The following is a 24,828-nucleotide window of genomic DNA, read 5'->3' on the forward strand; positions in this document are numbered from 1 at the left end:
AGTTAGAAAGTGAGACTTACACCCAAAGAAAACGTACGGGATTTGGGGTAATATTCACGGTCTTCCACGCCCGGTGCAAGACCGTTATTCCGGTTCGCATCCACCTCGGGATCTAACCCTTTATATCCTGTGATCACAAATAGATTTTGTCCGGTAGCATATACACGGGCCCGCTCTAACCAGTCAATCCCTTTTGTATTAAAGGTATACCCGAGTGACATATTGTCAAGTCGGATGTGGGACGCATCTTCCACGTATAATGATGAGTATTCGGGCACTACTTTCAGTTGATGTACCAACGGGTCGTCCAGTGCATTGGCTCCAATCAGGTAGCCCGGATGTCCATAAGTCATTCGTCCCATGTTCAATACATCATTGCCTAATGAACCGCGAAAGAAAAACGATAAATCCCAGTTCTTGTAGTTAAACTGGTTGTTCCAGCCGAATGTTAAATCCGGCTGTGCAGAGCCGATATAGGTATAATCCTCGGCCGTCACCGAATTTACCTCTTCTCCGTCTTTGTTCCGAAATACATATTTACCATCATTATCAATCCGCACAAATTCAGGTCCGTAGAACTGTCCCACGGGATAACCTTCTTCGATCACATGGGTGGTGCGGCCCGAGCCGCCGCGTACCCATGCATCACCCACCATAATACGGCTGGTGGTGTACGTATCGTCCGACAGGCTGGTCACCTCATTCTTGTTATGGGCCAATGTCACGGAGGTGCTCCAATTGAAGTTTCGGGTCTGGATAGCATTAAAATTCAGAGCCAACTCAACCCCGGTATTCTTCATATCCCCCACATTGGCCATCATGTCCGGATGCAGATAAGGAGGTGTGGGAACCCTGTAGGTATATAGCATGTCGGTGGTTCTTTTGTCGTACCATTCCAGCGTACCATTTAGTCGCTCATTAAACAGGTAAAAATCGAGTCCGACGTTAAACATGGCGGTCTCTTCCCATTTCAGGTCGGGATTGGCATTCTGGCTGATCTTATAGGCCGTGAGCCAGGAGCCATTGTCGTAATAGGTGCCGCTGGTGCCGTAAAGCTGGAGTGTCTTGTACGGATCGAGTCCTGCCTGGTTACCGGTAATCCCGTAGCCTACACGTAGCTTCAGATCGTTGATACATTTTATATCTTTTAAAAACTCTTCTTCCGAGATCCCCCATGCAACTGAAATCGATGGAAATGTACCCCATTTGTTGTTGTCTCCAAACTTGGAAGAGCCGTCTCTACGAAGTGTTGCCGTGAGCATATACCGTGATTCGTAGCTGTAATGGGCACGTCCAAAGAAAGAGATCAGACGGCTCATGTTTCTTTCCGAACCCACGTCGTTAGGGCGCAAACCTTGTCCCGATTCCAGGTTATCCGCTCCCAGTAGGTCGGTGGTGAAGTTACGGTTGGCAGCTTTCGTGTAAGAGTATTCATTTTCCTCCCATGAATATCCGGCAAGTGCATTTAACCTGTGCTTCCCTGCTGAACCAAAGGTTGTCGTGTAATCTAATAACCACTCCATCAAATTCTTGTCCCAAATCTTGTTCTCACGTAAGGCATAGCCTCCATCATCACGACCTGCCTGCGTTTCGGAATGGTTGTATTGACTCCTCTCTTCGGTCTGTCGTTCTTTATACAGCATAGTCTTGATATCAAGGCCATCCATAATATTGAATAAGATGTCGCCAGAACCGTAATAATGTACATTCTTTTTCAAATTTTTATTGTAGGTCTGATTTCGTACCGGATTGCCCTGATCATACTCACGGGTATCGAACCATTCACCGTTTTCTAATTTTACAGGGTAGACCGGCAACATATTATAGGCCAGTACAAAATTATAGTTGTCTGCCTCATTCCATTCACCAATGGCGGCAGAACCGGTCAAGCCGATACGCAAACGATCGTTAATAGCCCGTTGCTGTAGCTGAAAACGAAAATTATAACGTTCCAGGTAATTGTCGTTTACCACACCTTCCCTGTCAAGATAGTTAAATGAGGCCCGGTAGTTGTTATTTGAACCTCCACCCGAAAGCGAGAGACTGTGATTCTGTGAAATACCCTCCCGGATGATCTCATCAAACCAGTCGGTACTTGCACCGTATTTGTCGTATACCGAAGTATCTTTCCCTGTCTCCCTTGCATAGTCGCGCCATTCATTGGCAGTTAGCAGATCGGGTTTATTGGCCAGTGTGGAGACAGCTAAATATCCGTCGTAAGATATCCTCGGTTTAAGTCCCGATCCTCTCTTGGTGGTAATCAGTATTACACCCCCCGCTGAACGGGATCCGTAAATGGCGGCAGAAGAGGCATCTTTCAACACGGAGATCGATTCAATGTCCTGGGGTGCCACCGTTTGCAGGTCTCCTCCCGGCACACCGTCAATCACGATAAAAGGGCCCTGGTCGTTTTGTAAAGTGGAAACACCCCTTAAACGGATGCGTGAACCTTCCGTTACATCGCCCGAAGGTGTACTTATATCAAGACCCGCAACCTTTCCCTGTAGCAGGTCGGCCGCATCCCTCGTAACGCCCTGATTAAAATTCCCAGCCGTTACATTGGTTACGGAACCTGTAATCTCCCTGCGTCGTTGCTCACCATATCCCACCACCACCAGTTCATCCAGTAGTTCAGTTTCATCCATCAGCACTACATTAATTGTGGTGCGCCCGTTCACTGGAATTACCTGACCTTGCATACCTACGTAAGAGATATCAAGTGTTATACCGGCAGCTACACCTTCCAGCACGAAGTTTCCGTCTATATCTGTAACTGTTCCGGTAGTAGTACCCTGTACAAGTACAGTCACACCAGCGAGCGGCTCCCCATTCACATCTTTCACCGTTCCTCTCACGGTGATGGCTTGTGCAAAAACACCCAGGGAGAGTATCCAAAGAGACAAGGATAACATTCCCTTCCAAAAAATGGTCATTTTTCTGTCCATAGTTCATTAATGTTAGATTGATAATTCATTGAAAAAACCAAAAATATGAGGTTTAAAAGTCAAACATTATTTTATTTTCATTTTGACTTTCAACTCATTTTCAACTCACCAGAGATAAAGTAAAATAAATTTTTTAAAATTAATTTACTTATTTTTTAACGTGATCGATAGCAGAAAAAAGAGACAAATTTAAAATACACTGTAAAAATCGGGCTTGATACATATCCCAACTCTTATTTGTACATCTTTTCTTTTGTAATCGAGCAGGCTGTCGCCGGTACCGCTATAAAGTTCCCCAAAAATATATTGGTTGAACCTGTCAGAGATTTTGTAGCCGGCACTGAATTTGAAATTGATGGCTTTCACGCTCTTCCGGAGACTATAGGTACCTGTCAACCACCATTTATTATCCGAAGTTTTGTAGTCTGCTGTGAAGTATCCTGTTCCTCTGTAGTCATATAAATCGCTGTTGTCTTCACCCGTTGCATAAGGGATTGTTATTTTGAAGCTGGTAGCGAGGTTAGAGGTAAGGAAATATTTCCCTGAGAAGCCAATCCAGTTGGTACTCCTTGATTCAAGGCTGTCGCGGCCATTCGACTCATGTTCCAGCTGAAGGAAGGCTGCCCCCGTAAGCCTATCGTCCACAATAATATATCTTCCCAGTCCTATTCCCGGATTGTAGTTGGAATCCCTGAACGGAGCCGATTCCTGGTAGATATCCCAGAATGATTTTTGTGTATAAGTCAAATAAAGGAAGGTATCGAAAGGCAATCTGCTTTTGGTAAGACGATGTCTGAAACTGATTTGAAACTTGGCATCGGCGGTCTCTCCGTCGATGCTTTTGTTGAGCGGAATACCGGTAATAAAAAAGTTGTCCTTATAGATGGAAAAAGGGGGCAGGTTATCCATATGGCTGATGATCTCCTCTTCCGTCATGGCCAGTTCCTGTCGGTCATATTCAATTTTCGACTTCACTCCCTCAATGAGGTTCTTAAGCGACCGTTTGGTCGTGTCGGGCATCACGGTTTCTGATTGAGCCTTTATTTCAGGAATAGATGAAAACAGTATCAGCGGTAGAAGAAGGAATAATATAAATTTTTGTTGCATTTTGGATAATTTTTTGTCATTATTGTTTACGTTGGTCAGACATAAAAACCGATTCCTAAGAAAAGCTCCTCCGAATTATAACTGACATTTGGAAAATGCTTGTACAACGTATTCCGGATAAAATGTCTGGCCCGGAATTTCAGATGCGTGTTTGCATTCAGGTTGTATTTCATATCCAATCCCAGTACATGCAGCCTTACGTTGCTTTTGTCACCCTGCACGTTTAGAAAATCAATTTCATCGGTTGTGAGGCTCTTCAGCTTTTCATAATCGTCCACCCCTTTCCAAGAGAAAAGCATATAATTTTCAGCATACAGCGCGAGCCACAGCTTTTGCCAGAAGGTGAGTGTGCCCTTTAGCTTAAAACTAAACCCGCTGCCAAAATTATAATCCCTGTCTTCCAGCTTAAAATGGTCCGATGTGCTTGCTCCAAGAATAATTCCGCTTAAATGAGCATCGAATTGCGCTTTCACCTCATTCTTCTTTTTTTGCATAATGATCCCCGGGCCTATGGCTGCAGCCTCTGAGATATAGAGTGTGATCGCGCTAGTTTCATCATCTGCCGGGTACATGTCGTAGTAATTGAAGTGTTGAAACAGACCTCCTGTGATCCATGTATTTTCGTTATGAAAGAGTGATTTATTGAAAAGAAGGCCAAGCGTGTTCACCTGTGTCAGATGCAATCCCTGGTTGTCTATCATGATTTCACCTGTTGCCCGAAACCATTCATATGGTTTTTCGATCGGCGTGCCGAATAGTTCACCATAGCGCAATTCGGTCCCCAGCGTAAATCTCCGCATATCAGTTCCTCCGTCGGGAACAGCGCTCACTTTTTCTCCGCAATAGAGCGCCAGCAGGTAAGGCGATCTATACAGAAGGTTTCCCCTTGATGTTCCTGTTTTCCATGCTTCACCGGTTGTAAGCCGGGTGATAAGCCGGGTGGGAGACAGGATGCCGGCAAGCAGTTCCCTGCCCAGACGCTCGGCACCTGTTGCCCGATTGTCTAAGATCAGATCGGACAACCGGAACATCATCTCTCCCAACGCGGTTCCTCCCACCGTGGTTGCCCACAGGTCGTTGTGAGAAGGTGGTTTTGTCTCCATCAGGTATTCCCACATCAGGCTACCAGCAGCCGTGACAAGAGAAGACTGATAAAATTCAAATCCGTTTGCCCGTGCGCTGTTGAAATACATAGACCCATGATAGGGATGCCCGATAAGGTTCGTGGTGAACCTGTTTGTATCCCATACGGGCAGGGTATTCATGTTGTTTCTCATGGAGTGCAAGTTGATCTGTGCATATTCATCTTCCAGCACAAACCGGTTAAAGCCTCTCATGACCATGTTCAGACCCACATTGATTGATACGGCTTTTCCCCTTTTTTTCTCTATGAGGCTAAAGGGGGATAGGATTGAATCTATCGGCACCGTCACAACACTTTCTGCCCGACCCTGTCCGTAAGGAAACAGGAAGAGCATCACACAATATATCGCGACAGCTGTTTTCATTTTATTCAATCCTCACAACATTCAATCACCACATCATCTCCTCATCCCATCATTCAAACCTCATATCATCCTTATCCTCTCTTCTTATAACTAAAAACCGCCCATCCATTCAATACCACTGCAATCACTCCCAATGCCAGCAGGTTTCCGGCGACATCGGCCAGTTTGCTACCATTTAGATAGAGCATCCTGAATGTCTCCGTCAGGTAATTGAACGGATTGATGGCGGCAATCAACTGAGCCCATGCCGGCATGCTGGAGACAGGCGTAAACATACCTCCCAGCAGAACCAGGATCAGGATAAAGAACATCACCAGGAAACTGGCCTGCTGCATGGTTTCGGAATAGTTTGAAATGATGATTCCCAAGCCCGACACGGAGATGATAAAGACCGCGGCAGAAAACAGTACCGCGATTGTACTCCCGGCAGGCCAGAGGCCATACATCAGGAAAGCGATCGTGATGGAGATGATCATCACCACGATACCTACAATCCAAAAAGGGATCAGCTTGGCAAGGATGAAACTTATCCTACTGACCGGGGTGACGTTGATCTGCTGGATGGTACCGTTCTCTTTTTCCATCACGATATTCAGTGCCGGCAAGATACCACAGATGATGGTAAGCAGCAGCACCATAAAGCCGGGGATCATGAAATTCTTGTAGTCGAGCGCGAGGTTAAACTTGTACTGTGGCACGATATTTATTTTAGGCATCTTCATTATAGAGGCCCTCGATTGGGGAGGCAGCGTATGAAGTAGCTCTTCACGCAGCTCGGTTGAAAAATCATTCACGATCTGCATGATGTAATTACTGCCCAGCAGCCCTTGGGTACCGTTTACCGCGTTGACTGCCATGCCGACAGCCGATGACCTGGTTTTCACCATCTCTTTATCGAAAGAGGCGGGGATCTCGAGGATCATATCTGTTTTGCCAGATTCCATATTCATCATCGCCGTCTGATAATCAAGTGGTGTATCGTGCAGGATAAAGTATTGTGATGCAGCAATTTTATCAGTCAGCCTTTGTGAGTAGACACTTTTACTGTGGTCCACCACATCGATTTCGATGTTCTTCACCTCGAAACTTACCGCCCACGGAAAAACCAGCATCACCATGGTGGGAAATATTATGATCAGCCTTGGAATCAGCGGATTCCTGAACATCTGTTTAAACTCTTTTTCAATGAGAAATTTTAATGTCTTCATGCTCGTCTTATCTATTTGTCGATCAGTAATCAGCTATAAGCAAGTAAGTATTGAAAGCTTGTATGTTCAATCTCTATTCAAGTCGTTTTTTAGTCTTTGCCACTGTAACCCCCAGCAGGATTAGTGTCATTCCGATCATGATGGTGACCTCTTTCCATATCATCAGAAATCCCTGTCCCTGGATCATTACTTTTCGCACCGCTTCAATAAACCAGCGTGCAGGCACGATGGCCGAGAAATTCTGCAGCACCCATGGCATATTGTCTACGGGGAAGATCATCCCAGAGAGCATCAGTACGGGAATCATTGCCGTGATCGCCGAGACGATCACCGCGTTGACCTGTTTATCTACCAGTGTTGAGACAGTAAGCCCGTAGGTCAGTGTCAGCGAAATATAGAGGATCGCGACCAAAAAAAGCAAAATCAGGCTGCCATTGACAGGTACATCTAAAATAAAATAACTCAGAAGAAGGATGATAAAAAAGTCGATAAAGGAGATGATCATATAGGGAATGGTTTTCGCGAAGATCATGGTTCCCTGTTTCAACGGCGAAGCAAGAAGTACCTCCATGGTGCCACGCTCCTTTTCGCGGACAATGGAGACCGATGTCATAATGGTACAGATGATCATCAGTACCAGTCCCATGATGCCCGGGACGAACATATAGGACGATTTCATCAGCGGATTATAGATCATCCGGTTTTCAGTCTGGATATAAAAAGGGATCTTTAATAAATCTGTTTGTTCCTGTTGAAATCCTGCTATGATCGCCGTGGCGTAGGTGGCCGAGATAGAGCCCCTGTTGGGATCGGAACTGTTGGAAAGCAGTTGTACAGCCGCTTCTCCCGAGTGCACCAACTCCTCCTGAAAGTTTTGCTGAAAGACTACTGCCAGATCTAGTTCTCCTTTGCGCATCGATTCCTCCATATCGTCCATCGACTGCATGTTTCCCTGATAATTAAAGTAGGGATTCTCTCTGATCCGTTCCGCAATACCGGTAGTGAAAGCATCGGGAGTAGGGTCATAGAAAGCCACGCGAATGTCCTGTACCTCCATGTTGATGGCAAAGCCAAACAGCAGGATTTCCACTACGGGCATTCCCAGGATGATCAGTAACGTCCGGTTGTCGCGCATGATGTGGCGGAACTCTTTTTTTACAAATGCGATAAATTGTTTCATTTTTTGATGTTTTTATAATCAGGATAGGGTTTTGTGCTTAACCAGCGCATGGTCGGTTAATCGCCCCGTTTTGCCTTGCGTGCCAGCTGCCGGAAAACTTCATCCATGGAGTCGGCGTTGAACTGACGCCGCAACTCCGCCGGTGAATCAAGAGCGTCAATATGTCCGTCCACCATGATGGATACCCGGTTGCAATACTCTGCTTCGTCCATGTAGTGTGTGGTGACGAAGACGGTGATTCCTTGGTCGGCCGCCTCGTAGATCATCTCCCAGAACTGCCTTCTCATTGCTGGATCCACGCCACCGGTCGGTTCATCCAGAAAGACGATTTCCGGCTCGTGAAAGATGGCCACCGAGAAAGCCAGTTTCTGCTTCCAGCCCAGTGGCAGATATTTCACCAGCGTGTTGCGCTCTTCGCGGAAGTCCAATCTTTCGAGCAATGCATCGGTCTTCGTGGCGATCTCCTTATCCGTGAGACCGTAAATGCCCCCGAACAGACGAATGTTTTCCCATACCCTGAGGTCTTCATACAGCGAGAACTTCTGGCTCATGTAACCAATGTTACGTTTGATCCGTTCATTTTCTTTAATGATATCAAAGCCCGTGACGGTTCCTGCCCCTGCCGTGGGCATGCTGATACCGCAAAGCATCTGCATGGCAGTAGTTTTTCCTGCGCCGTTGGCGCCGAGGAATCCGAAAATCTCACCCTCTTCCACGTCAAAAGTGATGTGATCTACGGCGGTAAAGTTGCCGAACTTTTTTGTCAGGCCCGATACTTCAATTACTTTTACACTCATATTTTTAGTTTGTCAATGCCATGAAACAATCTTCTACGGTCGGCTTGATTGGAGCAATACGCACGTCGCCGAATTGTTTTTCTGCCAGATATTGTTTTAATTCTTCGGCCTGCAGCCCTTCGGTCACGGTGATGTGAATCTTGTCTCCGAAAGCGAAACTTGTTTTTACTTCAGAGTGACCGCGCAATGCATCCAAAAGGGCAGACATGCGGAATCCTTCCACCGACCATAGTATATCGGCATAGCTGTCAATAATGCCCTGCGGTGTGTCGCTCGCGATAAACTCCCCTTCCCGTATCAGTGCAATCCGGTCGCAACGGCTTGCTTCGTCCATATAAGCTGTGGATACCAGGATGGTAATCCCCTGCTCTTTCAGTCGCCCCAGCATATCCCAAAACTCCTTTCTCGATACAGGGTCCACGCCGGTGGTGGGTTCATCAAGGATAAGTATTTCCGGCTTATGGATCAATGCACAGCTTAACGCCAGCTTCTGTTTCATTCCGCCCGAAAGTGCACCGGCCCGTCTGTCTTTAAAAGGCTCTATCTGCTGATAAATATCTTTGATCAGGTGGTAGTTCTCCTCGATAGTGGTATTGAAGAGGGTAGCGAAAAACGTCAGATTTTCCTCCACGCTCAGATCCTGGTAGAGCGAGAAGCGGCCAGGCATGTAACCGATTATTTGCCGTACCTTCCGGTAATCTTTCACCACATCATTCCCGTTCATGATAGCGACTCCACCATCGGGCAGCAGGAGTGAGGCGAGAATGCGGAAAAGTGATGATTTTCCGGCGCCATCCGGACCGATCACCCCGAATACCTCACCGTCTTCCACTGAAAATGTGATTCCGTTCAGCGCGTTCACTTTTCCTTTGGCGTAGCTCTTGTATAAATCTTTTACTTCAATCATTTTGTTGTCATTAAAAGGACGCGGTTTCCTGTTACTTCTTTCTCTTCCCCGATTTTAGAATTTTACTTCGCCATACATTCCTATCTTCAGAAAACCATCATTAGGAACGGCTATTTTGAGTGCATAAACTAAGTTTGCCCGTTCGTTTTTGGTCTGTATGGTTTTGGGAGTAAACTCCGATTTGCTGGAGATCCAGCTGACTTTGCCGCTGTAGAGTTTCATGTTTCCTTCCCCGTCGTCCACCCGCACGGTTACTTCATCGTTGAGTTTAATCCGCGCAAGCTGATCATTGGTCACATATGCCCTCAGGTCCATCGTATCAGTATCGGCAATTTTAAAGAGCGGAGTACCCATGGTGGCCAGCTCTCCTGCCTCGGCGTATCTGTTGAGAACCGTTCCTGCAACCGGGCTGATGATATGGGTCTTTTCAAGCTGATCATCGAGTTGGGCAACCTGTATTTCGAGGGTTGAACTCTGCGCGGAGATATTTTCGCTGCTTTTTTCAAGGGTAGATGTCAATGCAAGCAATTGTTTCTGAAGCACATCGATCTGGGACTCTATGTCGTCAAGCTGTTTTTGATTGGCCGCGTTGGATGCAAGAAGCCTTTGTATGCGTGCTTTTTCTCGTTCCAGTGTCTTTATTTGTTCCTGAACAGATGCTGTCTGTTTGCGAATATCAGGCTGCTGTGCCCTTACACCTCGCGCATTGGAGAGGAGGCTCATTTTTTGCAGATAGAGCTGCGTACTGTCGATGACGCCCACCATTTGTCCCTGTTGCAGCTGATCTCCCTCATTCAGGTTGAATATCAAAATACGACCATTTGCCTGAGAGGAGACGATGATTTCTGTAGCTTCAAACGATCCGGTGGCATCATAATTGTTTTTGTCATTACTGCAGGAAAAAAACAGAAATGAGGCTGATAATGAGGTTAGTAATGTAAATAGTTTCATAATTTAATTTGATCTGTTTTATACTTATATTTTGTTTTTACTTTTCACTGAAGGCTGAAAGCAGAGCGTTTAATTATTGGTTGTGTATTTAAGTGCATACACCGACAAGAGATATTGAATTTCGTGCAATGTCTTTGCCTGTTTGGCCGCCTCCTCAGCGTTGATCTCTTTCATCAGATCGGAGACGGTCATTGTGCCATTTTCCACCTTTACTTCTGCTGCTTCACGGATCTGACTTTGCAGCAGAATGATTTCATTGTCATCCTTCATTGTTTTTCTGAACTTTTCAATTTCTATTTGCTGTTGGGGGATCACTATGTTCAGATTATACAGGAATGTCTCACGTTGCGAATTGACAGAGAGCTTTTGCAAGTCCATTTTTTTCTTGTCGTTTTTTAATGTATATAGGTTGCCAAAGTTCCAGGAGAAACGTACACCTCCCAAAAAATAGGGGGAAAAATCGTTGTCGAACATGTTGAGGCCGGGCTTCCCGTACCCCCCTTGTGCAAAAGCGCCGATGGTGGGCCTTATCCTGGCATTCAGGAGTGATCTTTGGGTCTCAATGTTGTGTTCCTGCGCCTCGAATATCTGTAGTTCGGGCCGGTTGATCACAGAGGAGGTGACCGTGTTGCCCGGATCCGGTTTGACAAATACCATGTTCCCGTCCAGTTCTTCACCTATCAGTACCGACAACATGCGGATATATGCTTCCAGCGTTGATTCAAGATGAATGCGTTGCTGCGATGCTTTCAACTGCTCCACTTTCACCACGTTCAAGTCACCTTCATTGGCTACACCGTTTTGTACATATACCTTCACGTTATCATAATTACGCCGAAGTTCCTTCTCCAGTATCCCATGCTGATTGAGTTGTCCTTTCATGAGCAGGATGCCGAAATAGAGGTTGTTTACCCGCTCCCTCAGGGTGTATATTTCGCTTTCAAGCAGTTTTTTCTCTAAGGTTGCTTCAGCTTCTATATTTTTTTTCTGTGCCGATATTTTTCCACCATCCCAGATAAGCTGGTTCAGTTCGGCCACGAGCTTGTACTGATCCTGGTCGATAGATGGAATTTCCAGCCCCGGTATGTCGAGATCAATACTCGTGACATCAGATTGCCACGTTCCCTGGACACTGAGCGTACCTTGCGGCAAGTAGGCTTTGTTGGCATTGGCAATGTTAAAGTTTTTCGTTCGTTCAATGAGGTCGTACCGGACAATGGCGGGATAATTTGCTTCTGCTTTCGATTGGGTTTCTTCAATCGTGATCATCTGTGCTGAAACGGACAGGACAGTTAATCCTGTCAATAGCACAAGTAGCAGCAATGTTCTCTTATTCATAATTTCACTTATTATTTGGTTGTTTTTATGATCCACTCGATGATCTTTTCTTTTCTTTCTGTTACAAATTCCACAAACTCATCTTCCTTCACCAATCCCGAGGAGATAATCAGCGGTTTTGCCACGAACGGGAACATGGTAAGGCTTAGTGTGTTGATGACCAAGTCTTTGGCGGATATTTCCAGTTTTTTCTCTTTCAGCTGTTTATCGATTACCGGTTGTGCAATTTGACGTGCATTTTGGGTGATCCCTACAAAGAGTTCCTTGTTGACCGACAACTCACTTAATATAAAGATGGGAAGTTCCTCGTTTTCTAGTAAAAGGGTAGTGTAATTTTGGGCGATCGATCTTATTTTGTATTCGAGAGAAATATTCTCATCAGACAAAACTGATCCCATTACACCAAGCAACATCTTTAATTTTTCCTGAACCACCTTTTTATAGAGATTCTCTTTGCTACCAAAGTAGTAATTTAGCAGTGCCAGGTTGGTACCCGCCTCCTCGGCAATATCCCGGGTCTTTGTGGCAGCATATCCTTTCTGTGTGAAAAGTTTGTCGGCTGCCCGGATAATTTTCTGTTCTGTTGAGATTGTTTCCATTATTATTTTTTTTATCCTGCAAAAGTACGTTACTCATTTGATTTAAACAAATGATTAAATCAAATGTTTGATTCGGTTTTGATTTTTTATATTATTTGGTGGTTTTTTTACTTTTTTTCAAAAACCGACTTTCCGATTTCCATTCGTATATTAGCCCGTATTGCAAACGGACAGTCTGTGATTATAAAGCGCATGCTATATTTTAACCGTAAAGAAAGAATTGCTGTGAGAGTGGATAATGGAAAATAAATAGCTCCCAGCACTGTTTTCAGGATGTTTTAATCAGGCTACCTGCCAGTCCCCCGAAAATTCCACCATAGGTACAATTTACCCAACACTCCGAGGAGAGAGGGAGGGTACCGTAATATATGCCCCAATTGATCCAGTATATGTAGCCTGTGATAATTCCTGAGAATATGAAAATAAGGACAAATAAATTTTTTTTAAAAAAAGAAAGGGACAGTTTCATACATTCTCATTTAACGATTGAACAATCTTCTTTAAATTTTTGTAAGGTACTACACCCATTATTCTTTTAATCTCTTTATTGCCTTTAAAGACCAGTATATTGGGAATTCCGGATACATTGTGCTCATAAAAGACTTCCGGGTTTTTGTGTACGTCTATCTCATAAAAATATACCTCTTCCTGTTCATTATCAATAAATTGTTCGATATGAAACTTCATTTTTCCGCAAAGCTGAGAATTGCTGTCATGGAAAAAAACAAAACGCAGTTCATTGTCGTCAAATTTGATCTTATCCAGTTCAATTAAATTTGTTTTCGCTGACGCGAACGGCATTTCTTTCACCCTGATCTCGGAGAGAACCGCTGTTAGGATGTAAAACGCTACTGTAGCAGTAATAAAATGCCATGATTTCAGTTGGAAGACTTTACGCGACATAGAGACAATTTTTAAGTTAATCTTTTATGCACTTTCAGGAGTTCGAGCAGGGAGAACAATAGCGACTCAATGTTTCGCTCTATATCTGATTCAAAATTAGCGATCTTCCATTTAAACATTTGATGCCGGAAGGCGGGGATGATGATTTGTGCTATTTGTTCAGGTGTGAGGAGGTCTGTGATCAACAGTATTTTTTGGCCGATGTCAATGAGCGATTGCACATGCCTAGTCAGGGTGTTCATCAGTTGCAAAATCTTCTCACTTATTTGGGCACTCTCATCCAGTAATCCTTCGGAGAATACGACCACAACATAATAAGGGTGATCCTTAAAATAGCGGGTCAGTCTTTTGAAGAGGGAATAAAATTCTTTTTTAAAGTCACCGGATATGGGCGTATTATTCATGATCCTGGCTACATTTTCATGTAAATATTGCAATAACGTGAGAATTATTTCCTCCTTGCTGGTAAAATGTCTGTAAAGGGCACTCTCTGAAAAATTCATTTCAATAGCCAGATTTTTGATTGTAAGTCCGCTTACTCCGGAGGTAGTCAGCAATTTTCCGGCAGCTTCAATAATTTCCAGTTGTCTAGGTTTTATTTCCATTTTAATATTCATCATTCTTTATTTTAAGAGGGAAAGATCATTCTCCGTGTAGCCACCTCTCTTTTTAGCTTTATTTTTTCGTACTTCTGTTTAAAAAAATGGTGTTGACAGATAAAGTGTATTCAATAGTTTATCATTTTCCAGCATAGGTGCTGTTTTTACCTCTATACCATACTCGATAAACTTGTTTCTCGTTTCCCCATCCATCGTCGACACATAAACTACATTGATATATATTCTTCGTAAATAAAGCAAAAGTTCTTCCATCGGCATATCGATCTTCTTAACAGCAATTGTCTCTACCCCGACAACCCGGTTGAATTCCAGATCAAAAATCACCAATATTTTATCTTCATTCCGGAGATGGGTGAGTTTGTCTTTTGAAAAGAATATTGCTTTTCTTTCAATCATAGAATTGCATTTTTTTGCTTGATTCGCCACATATCAAGTATGTAAGTGAACGATCACTCACAAAAGTAGAAATAAAAAATACATCGACAAGTGTCTTTAAAATATTTAACCCGTTATTAATGAACTTTAAAATTTGAATGTAGTTATATCATTTCTCAATGACTAAAATCATAATAATTTATCAACTTTAAAATGAAACATACAATTTTGGGAGCAGGAGGCTCCATAGGAAATGCGTTGACGTATACTCTGCTGAGAAATGGGGAAGAAATAAGACTGGTATCCAGGGAGATACATCCACTGGAAGGGACAGAATATCTGAAAGGAGATTTAATTTCCTATGCCGATACCCTGGAGGGGGTAAAACGGTCTGACGTTGTATACCTGTGTGTGGGACTTCCTTATGATGTAAAGATATGGAAAGAAAGGTGGCCCAAAATTATCAGAAATACAATTGATGCTTGTAAAGAGGTGGGCGCTAAATTAATTTTTTTCGACAATGTCTATATGTATGGTAAAGTAGACGGCATCATGACAGAGGAAACAGTCTATAACCCGATCAGCCGGAAAGGAGAGGTGAGGGCTGAGATAGCGGGACTTCTGGAAGAGGAAATGCAGAAGAACGAATTGGATGTAATCATTGCAAGAGCTGCGGATCTTTATGGCCCTTTCGGCACCCCGGTTACCAGTGTGCCCTACATGATGGTCTTTGACAGACTGATGCACGGGAAAACTGCCCAATGGATGGCAGATGTGAATCAGCCTCATTCCTATACCTATATACCCGATTGTGCCGAAGGACTTTATTTGCTTGCCAAAGAAAATACTGCCTGGAATCAGATATGGCATTTGCCGACCCATAGTCCGGCCATAGACGGCAGAACTTTTATTGAGCTGGCTTCCCGGGAGATTGGCGTTAAACCGAAATATATGATTCTGTCCAAATCGTTGATGCGATTTGGAAAATTATTCAGCAAGATTGCCGGAGAAGCATATGAAATGCTGTACCAGAATGAATATCCTTACCACTTTGATTCCTCAAAGTTTAACCGGCATTTCGACTATGTACCTGTCGATTATGAAGAGGGAATCAGAAAAACCATTCAATGGATCAATCAAAAGTGACTTCCGGTGAATTTTTATTGAAGTAGCTGTTTCTTCCGTAGGAATTGTATATATTTGTCATTTCATAATCACAGCTATCTGATTCTTCGAGTTTCTGGTTTATCTTAACTGGAAATCCCGTTACGTTTCAGACCAAAGACAAATATATTTCAATGAACAACAAACTATTATCCAACGACCGACAATCGTTGTTGGGCGAGAAAATCCATCAATATTTTTTCATCACTGCGCTGGTTACCATATTTACACTTGGATGTATGTGGGGAGCCATCAACCTGCTCCTGATCGGACTGGAGGAAAGTTTTCACGGAATAGACTACTCCTGGGTGCTGGCACACGGACATGCCATGGTATTCGGTTTTGTCGGGCTCTTCATCATGGGTTTTTCCTATCGGGCATTGCCACACTTTAAGGGAACAACCCTATGGAGCCCCCGGCTGGCTTTGTTCACGCTTCCTTTGATGATTGTGGGCATTCTACTGCAGGCTTATGCGCATGTGATTGTTCCGCGACAGCCTTACCTTACGCTGGGGATTTCCGCAGGCATCGTGCAGATTATCGCTGTCGCCATCTTCGTACTGGTGATCGTGCGTACCTTACAAGGTGCTCCCGCAGGGCGAAAAAACGATGGGTTCGCCTATTCAGCCCTTGGCTGGTTTCTTATTGCGGCAATATTGAATCCGGTTATTTTTTGGCTGTTTGAGTCGGCGGCGACGCAAGAGGAGTTTCTCTTCAATGTCTCTTCATTCAATATTCCATATCGCGACATCCAGACACTCGGCATTGCCGTGGTGATGATATTGGGTGTATCCCTGCACATTCTGCCCCGTGCATATGGCCTTCGGAAACCTTCGATTGTCTGGAGAAGATTCCTGTTGTGGGGTATGAACGGAGCCGTTCTTTTCGGTGTGATTTCTTTTACTGCCGGGATGACTACCGGGGTACACTGGTGGCATGCCGCGAACGGTATCTCTTACATCATTATCCTGGTAGTAGCCATTGGCACACCCATCCAGTTCGGACTGTTCCATCGGGTGCCTGCCGGCTACAACGACCGCAGCCTGAAGTTCATCAGGGCAGCCTACTTCTGGTTTATTGTCGCCGCGCTGCTCCTGGCGTTTGGTCCCTACTACATGTTCGGCATCTATCTACCCATGACGGGTGGGGAGAACCCCTTCTCGCATGCTTACTTCGGAGCCTATCGTCATGCATTGACAGTCGGCTTCATCATGATGATGATTGTAGCCATTTCCAGCAAGGTGGTGCCCGGTTTTGCAGGTATCGATGTCCGGAAGGCCAACGCCCTATGGGCTGTTTTCGTTTTGCTCAATCTGGGCAACACTTGGCGCATCACCTCTCAGATCCTGACCGATTTCTATCCCGAAGCATTTCGGTTTATCGGCTTCTCCGGCTTTATCGAACTCACCGCTCTGGGCTTGTGGGGTTACGAGTTAATGAGAAATATACAAGCAGGTAAACGGATTCAAAAAGAGAGTTTTCCGGTCAAACGAACTTTTTAACGTAGACAGTGATTTATTAAAATATGCCCGCCCCTGCATTGCGATCATGGGAGTAGTCTAGCCTGGTGTTGGAGGAAGATGTCTTCATCAGTGAATCTTATTCTCCTTTGCGAGTCGCATGACTCTTTTTGCCGCATCGTCCACATGGGCGGTCGACTCCATTCCCAGAGTCATACAGTGGATATTTGCATCGGTCAGTGCAAATCTGAGCGATTGTTCACGTTCATCGTCACTCACGTGGCGTCCTTCTCCAAATATCTTCATGCCGATCACCCCGATACCGTTCTTTTTGGCTTTTCCCAGCAGTTCTTTCACCACGTCGGGGGTCCCGTCCATATGACTCTGGAAAGGATTGATGCGCGCCATGATCACATCTACCCATGGATTATCCGCAGCCTCCACCATGGCATCCCAATTATGACAGGAGACACCTACAGCTTTGATGATTCCATCTTGTTTGGCCTTTGACAAACCCTCCATATAATGCTTGCGGTTGTTACTCCAGCCTCCCTTCATCAGACAATGCATAAGTACTATGTCAATATAATCGGTGTTCATCTCCTGCCTGTAACGATCAAGAGATTCACGTACAGGGACAATTTTATCTGATCCGTCTTCATGGGTCCATATTTTTGTAAGCAGGGTAAGCTTTTCGCGGGGAAGGGATTTAATTGCATTTCCCACATATTGATGTGATCCGTAGGAGTCTGCCATATCGAAGAAAGAGATCCCTTTTTCGTAGGCATGGTGGGCCATCTTTGTGAAACTCTCCATCCCGAGGCGGGTCTGATTTGATGCCTTCGCCCCCCCCTTTGAACCGGTACCCAGTGCAATCCGGGAAACATCCAGCCCGCTGTTCCCCAATTTCACCTTGTCAACCCTGATTTCAGATGCCAGGGTCAATTCAAACGACCCCGGCCGTACCATAGTCAATCCGGCAAATCCCGCAAAACCCGTACGGAGAAAGTCGCGCCGCGATAATTTCTTCATCTGTTGTTCTTCTTTTAATGTTTACCGTGTAAAAATAGGAAATAAATTCAAGTAATCAAGTAGTTGTTCAATTTTTTCTTTGATATTTCCTTTCAGTTTTTTGATCAAGATCTCTCGCCACCTCCTGTTTTAATTTCATCACCACTCTTTCTTATTATATCCATCATTGCAGTAAATTTCATGATGTTCTGCACTTTCGTCTTTCATTTATTTGGAAGATATGAGGTTTAAGAATACTGCTAATCTCTAATTTGTGACTCATGATTTATTTATCGCAATTAGTAAATAGTGAATATCACCCTAAGATTGTAGGATAACATCATTAATCCGAAAAATATCAGTATATCGAGAATAATAGTTGAGATCCAAAGAGCTTTTTTTAGACAGACCAAAATTGTAAAAGTAGAAATACTCATCTTTCCTGTACTCGTTGGTAAAATATACTGAGACTCCCAACGTGAATAATTTAAACCAGAATAAGGCTGAATATGTGTCAATACCATTCTTCCATAAAATGAAAATGCATGCAAGATCTATAAAAATAGAAACCCAAATCAAGTTCCGGTAATAAGTGAATATAAGACGCAGCTTTTGAAGGTATTTCATTATTTAACCAATTTCTCTATAGCAGTCCTGGTCTCCGGTAAGGAAGGAAGCAGGTGGTGACCAAAATCTACCATTACGCCCTCTTTGTTGAACAGGAGATAATAGGGAATACCCCTTGCATTGAATCGTTTCATTACATCTTGCCATTCTTTATCTGTTAAATAGAGATGGATGCCCGATAGTTCATACTTGTTGATGGTCTCTTTCCACTGCAGATCCGTGCCGCCGATATTCAAATAGACAAAAGTAACCGGTTGATCGGAAAAATAATCGGAAAGTTTTTTGCTGTCGGGCATCTGTCTGATGCAAGGTCCGCACCATGGAGCCCAGATGTCGATATAGAGCACTTGCCCCGGATTTTCATCAATAATTTGTTTGACAATGTTGAATGAATCTTGCGGATGTACTCCAGCACCGGATCTCTCCAGTAGATCTCTCCCCATTACTGTATTGGAATAGATTGTTGGATTTGCTTTGTACGCTTTAATTCGGTTGTATTCCTTTTGCAATGCAGCACGCAGGAAAGGATGCGTGATCAGTCGGTTCAATTGCTCTTCGTTCTCTTCTATTTCCTGCGTATTGTTTGCCTTGGTACTGAACCCAAGATGCGTAGCAATTGCAAATTGGGAGAAGAAAGGATTATCGGGAACCTCTTGAAATAGCTTCAATGTCTCCGTTATTGAGAGGGCTACCTTGCTCTCTTTGGGTACAGGATCTGCGCCTATTCTCTTCCTTAGGATGTATCGTTCCATGACATCAAAATAACTGCTCAAAATCATCGTTTCATCGATTGTCTTTTCAACTTCCGGAAGGAACGCATAATAGGTCTCCCTTTCTGTAAACTCCTCTTTCGTTCGCAAGAAATGCTGAAAAGGGAAGAAAAGTAATGCATGATAATAATCGAGTCTGATTTGTTTCTCAGCCCAACGGTTAAACAATTCCGACGTGTTGAATTCTTTCTGGAAGAGGCTCAGTTTTTCAACGGTCTCTTCCAACTGTTTATCGCACGCCTCTTTGTACTCCAAATAGGGGAGATCATACGAAAAATTAAAACGTCCGAGGTATCTGTTTCTGAATTGTGCGATTTGTCGGTTTACCTCGGCTGCCGAGCCCGAAAACCGAGAATTGGTAATATCGGAAAAATCATGTTCAATGTAGAGCGTATCACCCGGTGCAATCATCAGTTGATCTTCTATGGGAGTGAGAAAAAGCTCGCGCGGTACTATGGGATAAATTGTAAAACGAAACTCACCGGAAGAGTCTATGGGCGACACGTGCACTTCCCCGGTAACAGAAAAGTCGGGCAAGGTAAGCGTTACCTCCTTTATATGCGGATAGACCTGCAGGTTCAGGATTTTACCCTCAACATGGCTGCTTCACCCCTGTCCGTTTCCTGCTGAGCGGAAAAGGGAGGATATTTCGTTGCTTTTTCCTGATTACAGGCTATTCCTACAACAAGCATGAAGGAAATAAGAAAATGTCTGCTCTTCATACGATTTTTTTATTTTTCAGTATGGTGAATGGAATTTGTTCTATCGACTACGAATTTTACACTTCCGACTTGAACACTTTCGCAGGATTAATCCTTGTTGCCTTTCTCACCTGCAATGTGAGAGTCAGCAGCGAAATCCCTGTCACAGCAATCCCGGATAACGCAAACAGCCACCATGAGATCGTTGTTTTATAGGCAACAGTTTCCAGATATTTATGGATGGCAAGGCAGGATAGGGGAACAGATATTAAAAACGAACCCAAAAGAAGAAGTAGATATTTTTTTAACAACATGATCATAATATCTTTTCTTGTGGCTCCATTTATTTTCCGCAAAGCTATTTCACGATATCTTTGCTGGATATCGAACAGGGAAAGGGCAAGCAGGCCCAGACAGGAGATAAATATTGCCAGCATGGTAAATAGGGTATATGCATTGCTCACCCGTTTGTCCTTTTCGTAGAGTCTGGCAATATTTTCTTCGAGTAAACTGTATTTGAAGTCGGCATTGCCATTTATTTCCCTGTGCAACTCTTCTAAATAAGCCGCAGCCTCCTTCTCTTTTCCGGGTATGTATCGTCCCATCAAAAAGCTGAATGGATTTGCCCGCTCATAATAGATAAAAACCATTGGTAACGTGGATTTTGAAAGATGCCCTGTATTGAAGTCTTTTATTATGCCCACGATTTCATAGGGGGGATTAAGACTCATGTCAAGTTCAGTTTTAGAAGTTGTCCACATTCTTCTTTGAAACTGCAGGCGTTCTGCATGAATGTCTTCTATGTGAAACATCCTCATGGCAGCTTCGTTGATAATGCATTTGTACTGTTCAAAAACATCGGTGGAGTCCCAGAGGCGACCTTCTACAAGTTGAAAGTCGAAGAAATTCATGTAGGGGAGATCAGTAAACTCTACGCACACCTGTTTGTAATCCTCCTTACCGGCAAGACTAACCGGGTAAATCGCTTCTGACCTATAAGGTGGTTTTCCTTTCGCCCATTCAGTAAACAGGGGAGACCCGTTCATTTTCTGATTGATAAGCTGTTCGTTGTTTCTTACCGTTTGCGCATGTCTGCTCAGGGACTCCGGAGACGACAGGTCCAGCAGAGGCATGCTCATCAGGGTACACATCATTACGTTTTCGGTATTATATCCCAAATCGGCACCCAACATAAAACGCAATTGTTTTACAAAAAATAGGGATATCACCAACAGCCCAAAAGTGATCATGTACTGAAGGAATAGAAATATTTTGCGCGATACCATTGAGCCTCTTCCCATATGAACAGATTGTAAGGAAGTGATGGATGGCGTGAAGGAGTATCGTAAAAATGGGTAAATTGATGTGATGAAAGGTAATAGCAATAGAATGGCAACTGAAAGGAAAATATTATACTGAATATTTTGTATTACTTTGAATACCAGCTTATTGTCAAGCAATGTCTCAAAAATTTCTATGAACCACCAGCTGAAAAACAGGGCTACGACTGTCATGATCAGATTCTCAATGTAGATATGGCCAAAGATATGGAGTGGGCTGGCACCATGTATTTTATGAACCCCAAATTCGCGACCACGTCGCATGGATACTACCTGATAGATATTGATGAAGTTGAAGACTCCGACCAGCAAGATAAATATTGCTACCAAAGACAACACTTTCAGGCCTCCCGAACCACTTCGTAGAAACACCGGATTTTCATATTTATACAGGGTATGGGTTTGATTAGAATAAAAATCATCGAAAGGATAGAGTTGAAATCTGCCCTGTTCATTATATGCCCGAATATGAATAAACTCACTCTGTTTTTGATTTATCTTTTTTGCGTCAGATCTATCGTACAGCATAACAAGTTCTTGTCCTGACCTATACCAGTTTTCCTTGAGGTCGATGTTGAGTAGTAAATCGAAATTAAACGATGTTTTGGTTGATGGTTCACCCATCACTCCAATAATTTGCAGAGGTTCTCCCTGCATGTATGTGATCACTTTTCCTACCGGATTTTCATGACCGAACATTTTTTTTGCAAGCTCCTTTTTAATGATCACATCATTGGGTTGCTTGAATTCAGCTGTTCCCAAAAGGATAGGGTAGGGCAAGATTTTTATGAAATTGCTGTCTGCAACGATTGAATTAACGATGTATCTGTTTTCATCAAATGAAATTCTGTCATCTTCCAGGTCCATAAAATAGGAAGCCATTTCAATGGCAGGGTCTTCCATAATCTTATTCTCATTGAATGTATTTTCAACATGCTCTATGGCAGCAAATAAAGGTTGTCCGTTCTGAAATTCTATGGAGGAGATAAAGGTCCTGTCGATATCTTTCGCAAAATGATTCACCGTTGTCTCCTGATGCACGTACCGGGCAACGATGATGACACATGCCAGACTGATTGCCAATCCCAGTATATTGACCAACGTGTATATCCGAAACTTATTTAGTGCACGGAGTGATGTTTTAAGTAGTTTCATCCTGCTGAATTTTACGAAATGATTTTGGACAGGACCTTTCTCCCTGAATAGTTTAAACTGACTTATGAGGTGATATTCAGATTTCTTTTTCAAGAGCCTTCATCAATTCCCTTTTCATGGTATCCGGCCCCGGAAATCCTACAGAATGGAATGAGTGATTTCCTTCCCTGTCGATGATAATATAAGTGGGCACTCCTCTTGCGTTGAGGCTTTCACTCAGGTAATCCCATTGAGCCTGGTTCACCCTGTAGTGTACTCCTTTTAAATCAACAATCATATTCTTCCAGGTGTTTTCAGGAGAGTTTTCACCTGCCAGATACAAGTAAACCAAATCCTCTTCATCTGCCAACTGCACCTTTAGTGGCTCCATGGAAATGTTGGCAGAGCGGCAGGGTCCGCACCAAGTAGCCCATACATCCACCAGGATAACTTTGCCTTTAAAAGGCTTCAGCATCTCCACAAAGAGTTCCTCATCTGCGTTTGTGGGCGTATTCAGTACCGTGAAGCCGGTTTTCTTTTTATTCTCCTCTATTTTAGCAAGGAGCATCTCGTTCTCTTCCAGGATTATCTGTTTCACGATCTTCGGATATGTGGAAAGTTTGCCTTTCTGCTCGTCGGTTAAAGGATTAAAATCCTGTATGGAGGTGCCTAACTTTTGCGCTTTTATCAAATCGAGTAATAATGCCGTATCGGTTCTCCACATCCGAGATAAATACCCTTCTCCAAATTGAGATTGTGCAATCTCATCCGATAATGATTTATATTTTCCCGACAACAATCCGGTGGCGTTGCTATCTTCCATTTTTTCACCCTTTTCCAGTTGTGAAAGATACCTGCTGAAAACCTCTCTGTCGGCCTCCTCCACGTCTTTATGCTGAATCAACATACGAATAACAATATATGGATCGCCGACATCTTCCCGTGCGTAACTTATACTGCGTACATACTGGGAGATGTTTGGGAGCAGCAGCAGATACATTTCATCGTAAGGTAAAAGGCGGTAATAATCGTTGTAATCATTTTCTCTTTTTTCTGCGACATATGCTTTTTGCGCTTCTTCCCAACTGGTTTTATTTTTAATTGCGTATGCCTGCAACCATTCACTCTCAGCATAAGTAAGCTTGTTGGTCAACAGGAATGTTTCTGTGGCATTTGCTATATTCCTTGCAAGGGGGCAGATATCGAGCGTATTGTTGTGTGAAATACTTTCACGGTATTTCCCCATCATAAAATCTTTGTATTCGTTCACGCTCATTTGTAGGGTCGTGTCAATATAATCTTGCTGAAGCTTTGCGAACGAGATCTCTTTATTTGCCAAGTCTTTGTTCAGTTTTGCAAGATAACCGGCATAGTAATACTTTTCTCCGGAAGAACGTTTATCCTGAAGTAATCTACTGCTTTCACGATATATTTCAGGCAGATTGACAAATATTTTGGATTCTTTCCCCGGCGCTACTTTTATGGGAATGTATGCAGCCTGTGAAGAAAGAAACAGGTTTGTCGGACTATATACGGTGATCAGGGTACTGAATGCGCCATTGTCATCGACCTCTACCGGAACTTTGTTCTCATTCCCTGTGATAGGATTTGTGTAAACCAACTCCCAATTAAGCGTTCCCGGCAAGTACTCCGCGATTGTGCCACTTACTGTTGCATCACCCTTGCTCCATTTTATCTCAAAATCCTCTTCCGACTGATGTGCTTGCAAATACTCTTCCGGAATCTCTGTTAAAACTGAATATTGGTTGCTCAGGTTAATACCCCATATCTTGAAACAATCTTTGCAGTCGCTTTCAATAAAATCGAACGATTCCGTATCCATTGGTAGTGGGTCGAATGTGAGTGTGAACGACGCCTTCCCCGATTTAGGCATCCAAAATAGCGAGTCCAGCTCAATTCCTTCTCCGCTCCGGATCATGTATTTCTTTCCATCGGCCTGCAGGTAGCTGTCCGATACAATTTTAATCCAGTAGCCGGGTCTGAAGAATGCCTCCACATTGAGCACCGTAGCCGTGTCGGTCAGTACCACCTTTCCGATTTCAACGATTCGGGTATTGGAAAACGAGGCCCCGGGTAATTCCACAGTTTTTGTTTGTGCCTTTATACTTGTTGCTGCCAGTATAAGTAGCGTGATCAACAATAAATGTCTGGTTTTCATTTTG

Annotated in this window: 19 protein-coding genes and 1 pseudogene; 2 read left to right on the plus strand and 18 right to left on the minus strand. The window is 43.7% G+C overall.

The window, feature by feature from the left end:
* Positions 1 to 2: 2 nt before the first annotated feature.
* The 13 genes and pseudogenes from AC1HCU_RS04690 to AC1HCU_RS04750 all read right to left on the minus strand — a co-directional run bounded on the left by AC1HCU_RS04690 (position 3) and on the right by AC1HCU_RS04750 (position 14,459).
* The gene (locus AC1HCU_RS04690) at positions 3 to 2,912 is read right to left on the minus strand and encodes a SusC/RagA family TonB-linked outer membrane protein (protein ID WP_480371054.1); all 2,910 of its coding nucleotides are present in this window, start codon (positions 2,910 to 2,912) and stop codon (positions 3 to 5) included.
* A gap of 222 nt (positions 2,913 to 3,134) precedes the next feature.
* Positions 3,135 to 4,052 carry a phospholipase A gene (locus tag AC1HCU_RS04695; RefSeq protein ID WP_480369660.1) on the minus strand — a complete coding sequence of 306 codons (918 nt, stop codon included), beginning with the start codon at positions 4,050 to 4,052 and terminating at the stop codon, positions 3,135 to 3,137.
* A 35-nt stretch (positions 4,053 to 4,087) separates the two neighbouring features.
* A complete protein-coding gene (locus tag AC1HCU_RS04700; RefSeq protein WP_480369663.1) occupies positions 4,088 to 5,560 on the minus strand; it encodes a DUF3943 domain-containing protein in 1,473 nt (490 codons plus the stop codon).
* Between the two features lie 71 nt (positions 5,561 to 5,631).
* Positions 5,632 to 6,768 carry an ABC transporter permease gene (locus AC1HCU_RS04705; RefSeq protein ID WP_480369666.1) on the minus strand — a complete coding sequence of 379 codons (1,137 nt, stop codon included), beginning with the start codon at positions 6,766 to 6,768 and terminating at the stop codon, positions 5,632 to 5,634.
* 73 nt (positions 6,769 to 6,841) lie between these two features.
* Complete coding sequence (locus AC1HCU_RS04710) at positions 6,842 to 7,948, minus strand: ABC transporter permease (RefSeq protein WP_480369669.1); 1,107 nt, start codon at positions 7,946 to 7,948, stop codon at positions 6,842 to 6,844.
* A 56-nt stretch (positions 7,949 to 8,004) separates the two neighbouring features.
* A pseudogene (locus AC1HCU_RS04715) lies at positions 8,005 to 8,730 on the minus strand (ABC transporter ATP-binding protein); the annotation flags it as partial.
* A 19-nt stretch (positions 8,731 to 8,749) separates the two neighbouring features.
* Positions 8,750 to 9,652 (minus strand): ABC transporter ATP-binding protein, encoded by a 903-nt coding sequence (locus AC1HCU_RS04720; RefSeq protein WP_480369672.1) that lies wholly within the window; start codon positions 9,650 to 9,652, stop codon positions 8,750 to 8,752.
* Positions 9,653 to 9,706: 54 nt separating this feature from the next.
* The gene (locus AC1HCU_RS04725) at positions 9,707 to 10,603 is read right to left on the minus strand and encodes an HlyD family secretion protein (protein ID WP_480369674.1); all 897 of its coding nucleotides are present in this window, start codon (positions 10,601 to 10,603) and stop codon (positions 9,707 to 9,709) included.
* A 69-nt stretch (positions 10,604 to 10,672) separates the two neighbouring features.
* Complete coding sequence (locus AC1HCU_RS04730) at positions 10,673 to 11,941, minus strand: TolC family protein (RefSeq protein WP_480369677.1); 1,269 nt, start codon at positions 11,939 to 11,941, stop codon at positions 10,673 to 10,675.
* An 11-nt stretch (positions 11,942 to 11,952) separates the two neighbouring features.
* Complete coding sequence (locus AC1HCU_RS04735; RefSeq protein ID WP_480369679.1) at positions 11,953 to 12,540, minus strand: TetR/AcrR family transcriptional regulator; 588 nt, start codon at positions 12,538 to 12,540, stop codon at positions 11,953 to 11,955.
* Positions 12,541 to 13,005: 465 nt separating this feature from the next.
* Positions 13,006 to 13,443: a thioredoxin family protein gene (locus AC1HCU_RS04740; protein ID WP_480369682.1), complete on the minus strand. Its 438-nt coding sequence runs from the start codon at positions 13,441 to 13,443 to the stop codon at positions 13,006 to 13,008.
* A gap of 11 nt (positions 13,444 to 13,454) precedes the next feature.
* Entirely contained in the window at positions 13,455 to 14,063 is a 609-nt protein-coding gene (locus AC1HCU_RS04745) for a TetR/AcrR family transcriptional regulator (protein ID WP_480369685.1), read from the minus strand.
* A gap of 75 nt (positions 14,064 to 14,138) precedes the next feature.
* Positions 14,139 to 14,459 (minus strand): hypothetical protein, encoded by a 321-nt coding sequence (locus AC1HCU_RS04750; RefSeq protein WP_480369688.1) that lies wholly within the window; start codon positions 14,457 to 14,459, stop codon positions 14,139 to 14,141.
* A 192-nt stretch (positions 14,460 to 14,651) separates the two neighbouring features.
* Between AC1HCU_RS04750 and AC1HCU_RS04755 the strand changes: the two genes are divergently transcribed.
* Positions 14,652 to 15,584 carry an NAD-dependent epimerase/dehydratase family protein gene (locus AC1HCU_RS04755; protein WP_480369691.1) on the plus strand — a complete coding sequence of 311 codons (933 nt, stop codon included), beginning with the start codon at positions 14,652 to 14,654 and terminating at the stop codon, positions 15,582 to 15,584.
* A 152-nt stretch (positions 15,585 to 15,736) separates the two neighbouring features.
* Positions 15,737 to 17,104 carry an NnrS family protein gene (locus AC1HCU_RS04760; protein ID WP_480369694.1) on the plus strand — a complete coding sequence of 456 codons (1,368 nt, stop codon included), beginning with the start codon at positions 15,737 to 15,739 and terminating at the stop codon, positions 17,102 to 17,104.
* A gap of 87 nt (positions 17,105 to 17,191) precedes the next feature.
* On the opposite strand, the gene AC1HCU_RS04765 is transcribed toward AC1HCU_RS04760, so the two are convergent.
* The 5 genes from AC1HCU_RS04765 to AC1HCU_RS04785 all read right to left on the minus strand — a co-directional run bounded on the left by AC1HCU_RS04765 (position 17,192) and on the right by AC1HCU_RS04785 (position 24,824).
* Complete coding sequence (locus AC1HCU_RS04765; RefSeq protein ID WP_480369697.1) at positions 17,192 to 18,094, minus strand: aldo/keto reductase; 903 nt, start codon at positions 18,092 to 18,094, stop codon at positions 17,192 to 17,194.
* Positions 18,095 to 18,699: 605 nt separating this feature from the next.
* Positions 18,700 to 20,007 (minus strand): TlpA family protein disulfide reductase, encoded by a 1,308-nt coding sequence (locus AC1HCU_RS04770; protein WP_480369700.1) that lies wholly within the window; start codon positions 20,005 to 20,007, stop codon positions 18,700 to 18,702.
* Between the two features lie 41 nt (positions 20,008 to 20,048).
* The gene (locus tag AC1HCU_RS04775; RefSeq protein ID WP_480369703.1) at positions 20,049 to 20,192 is read right to left on the minus strand and encodes a hypothetical protein; all 144 of its coding nucleotides are present in this window, start codon (positions 20,190 to 20,192) and stop codon (positions 20,049 to 20,051) included.
* 56 nt (positions 20,193 to 20,248) lie between these two features.
* Positions 20,249 to 22,666, minus strand: coding sequence for an ABC transporter permease (locus AC1HCU_RS04780; RefSeq protein WP_480369706.1), 2,418 nt, complete (start codon positions 22,664 to 22,666; stop codon positions 20,249 to 20,251).
* A gap of 76 nt (positions 22,667 to 22,742) precedes the next feature.
* Positions 22,743 to 24,824, minus strand: a complete 2,082-nt coding sequence (locus AC1HCU_RS04785) for a TlpA family protein disulfide reductase (protein WP_480369709.1) — start codon at positions 24,822 to 24,824, stop codon at positions 22,743 to 22,745.
* Positions 24,825 to 24,828 lie beyond the last annotated feature (4 nt).

This window comes from Proteiniphilum sp. LBM24028, assembly GCF_056629195.1.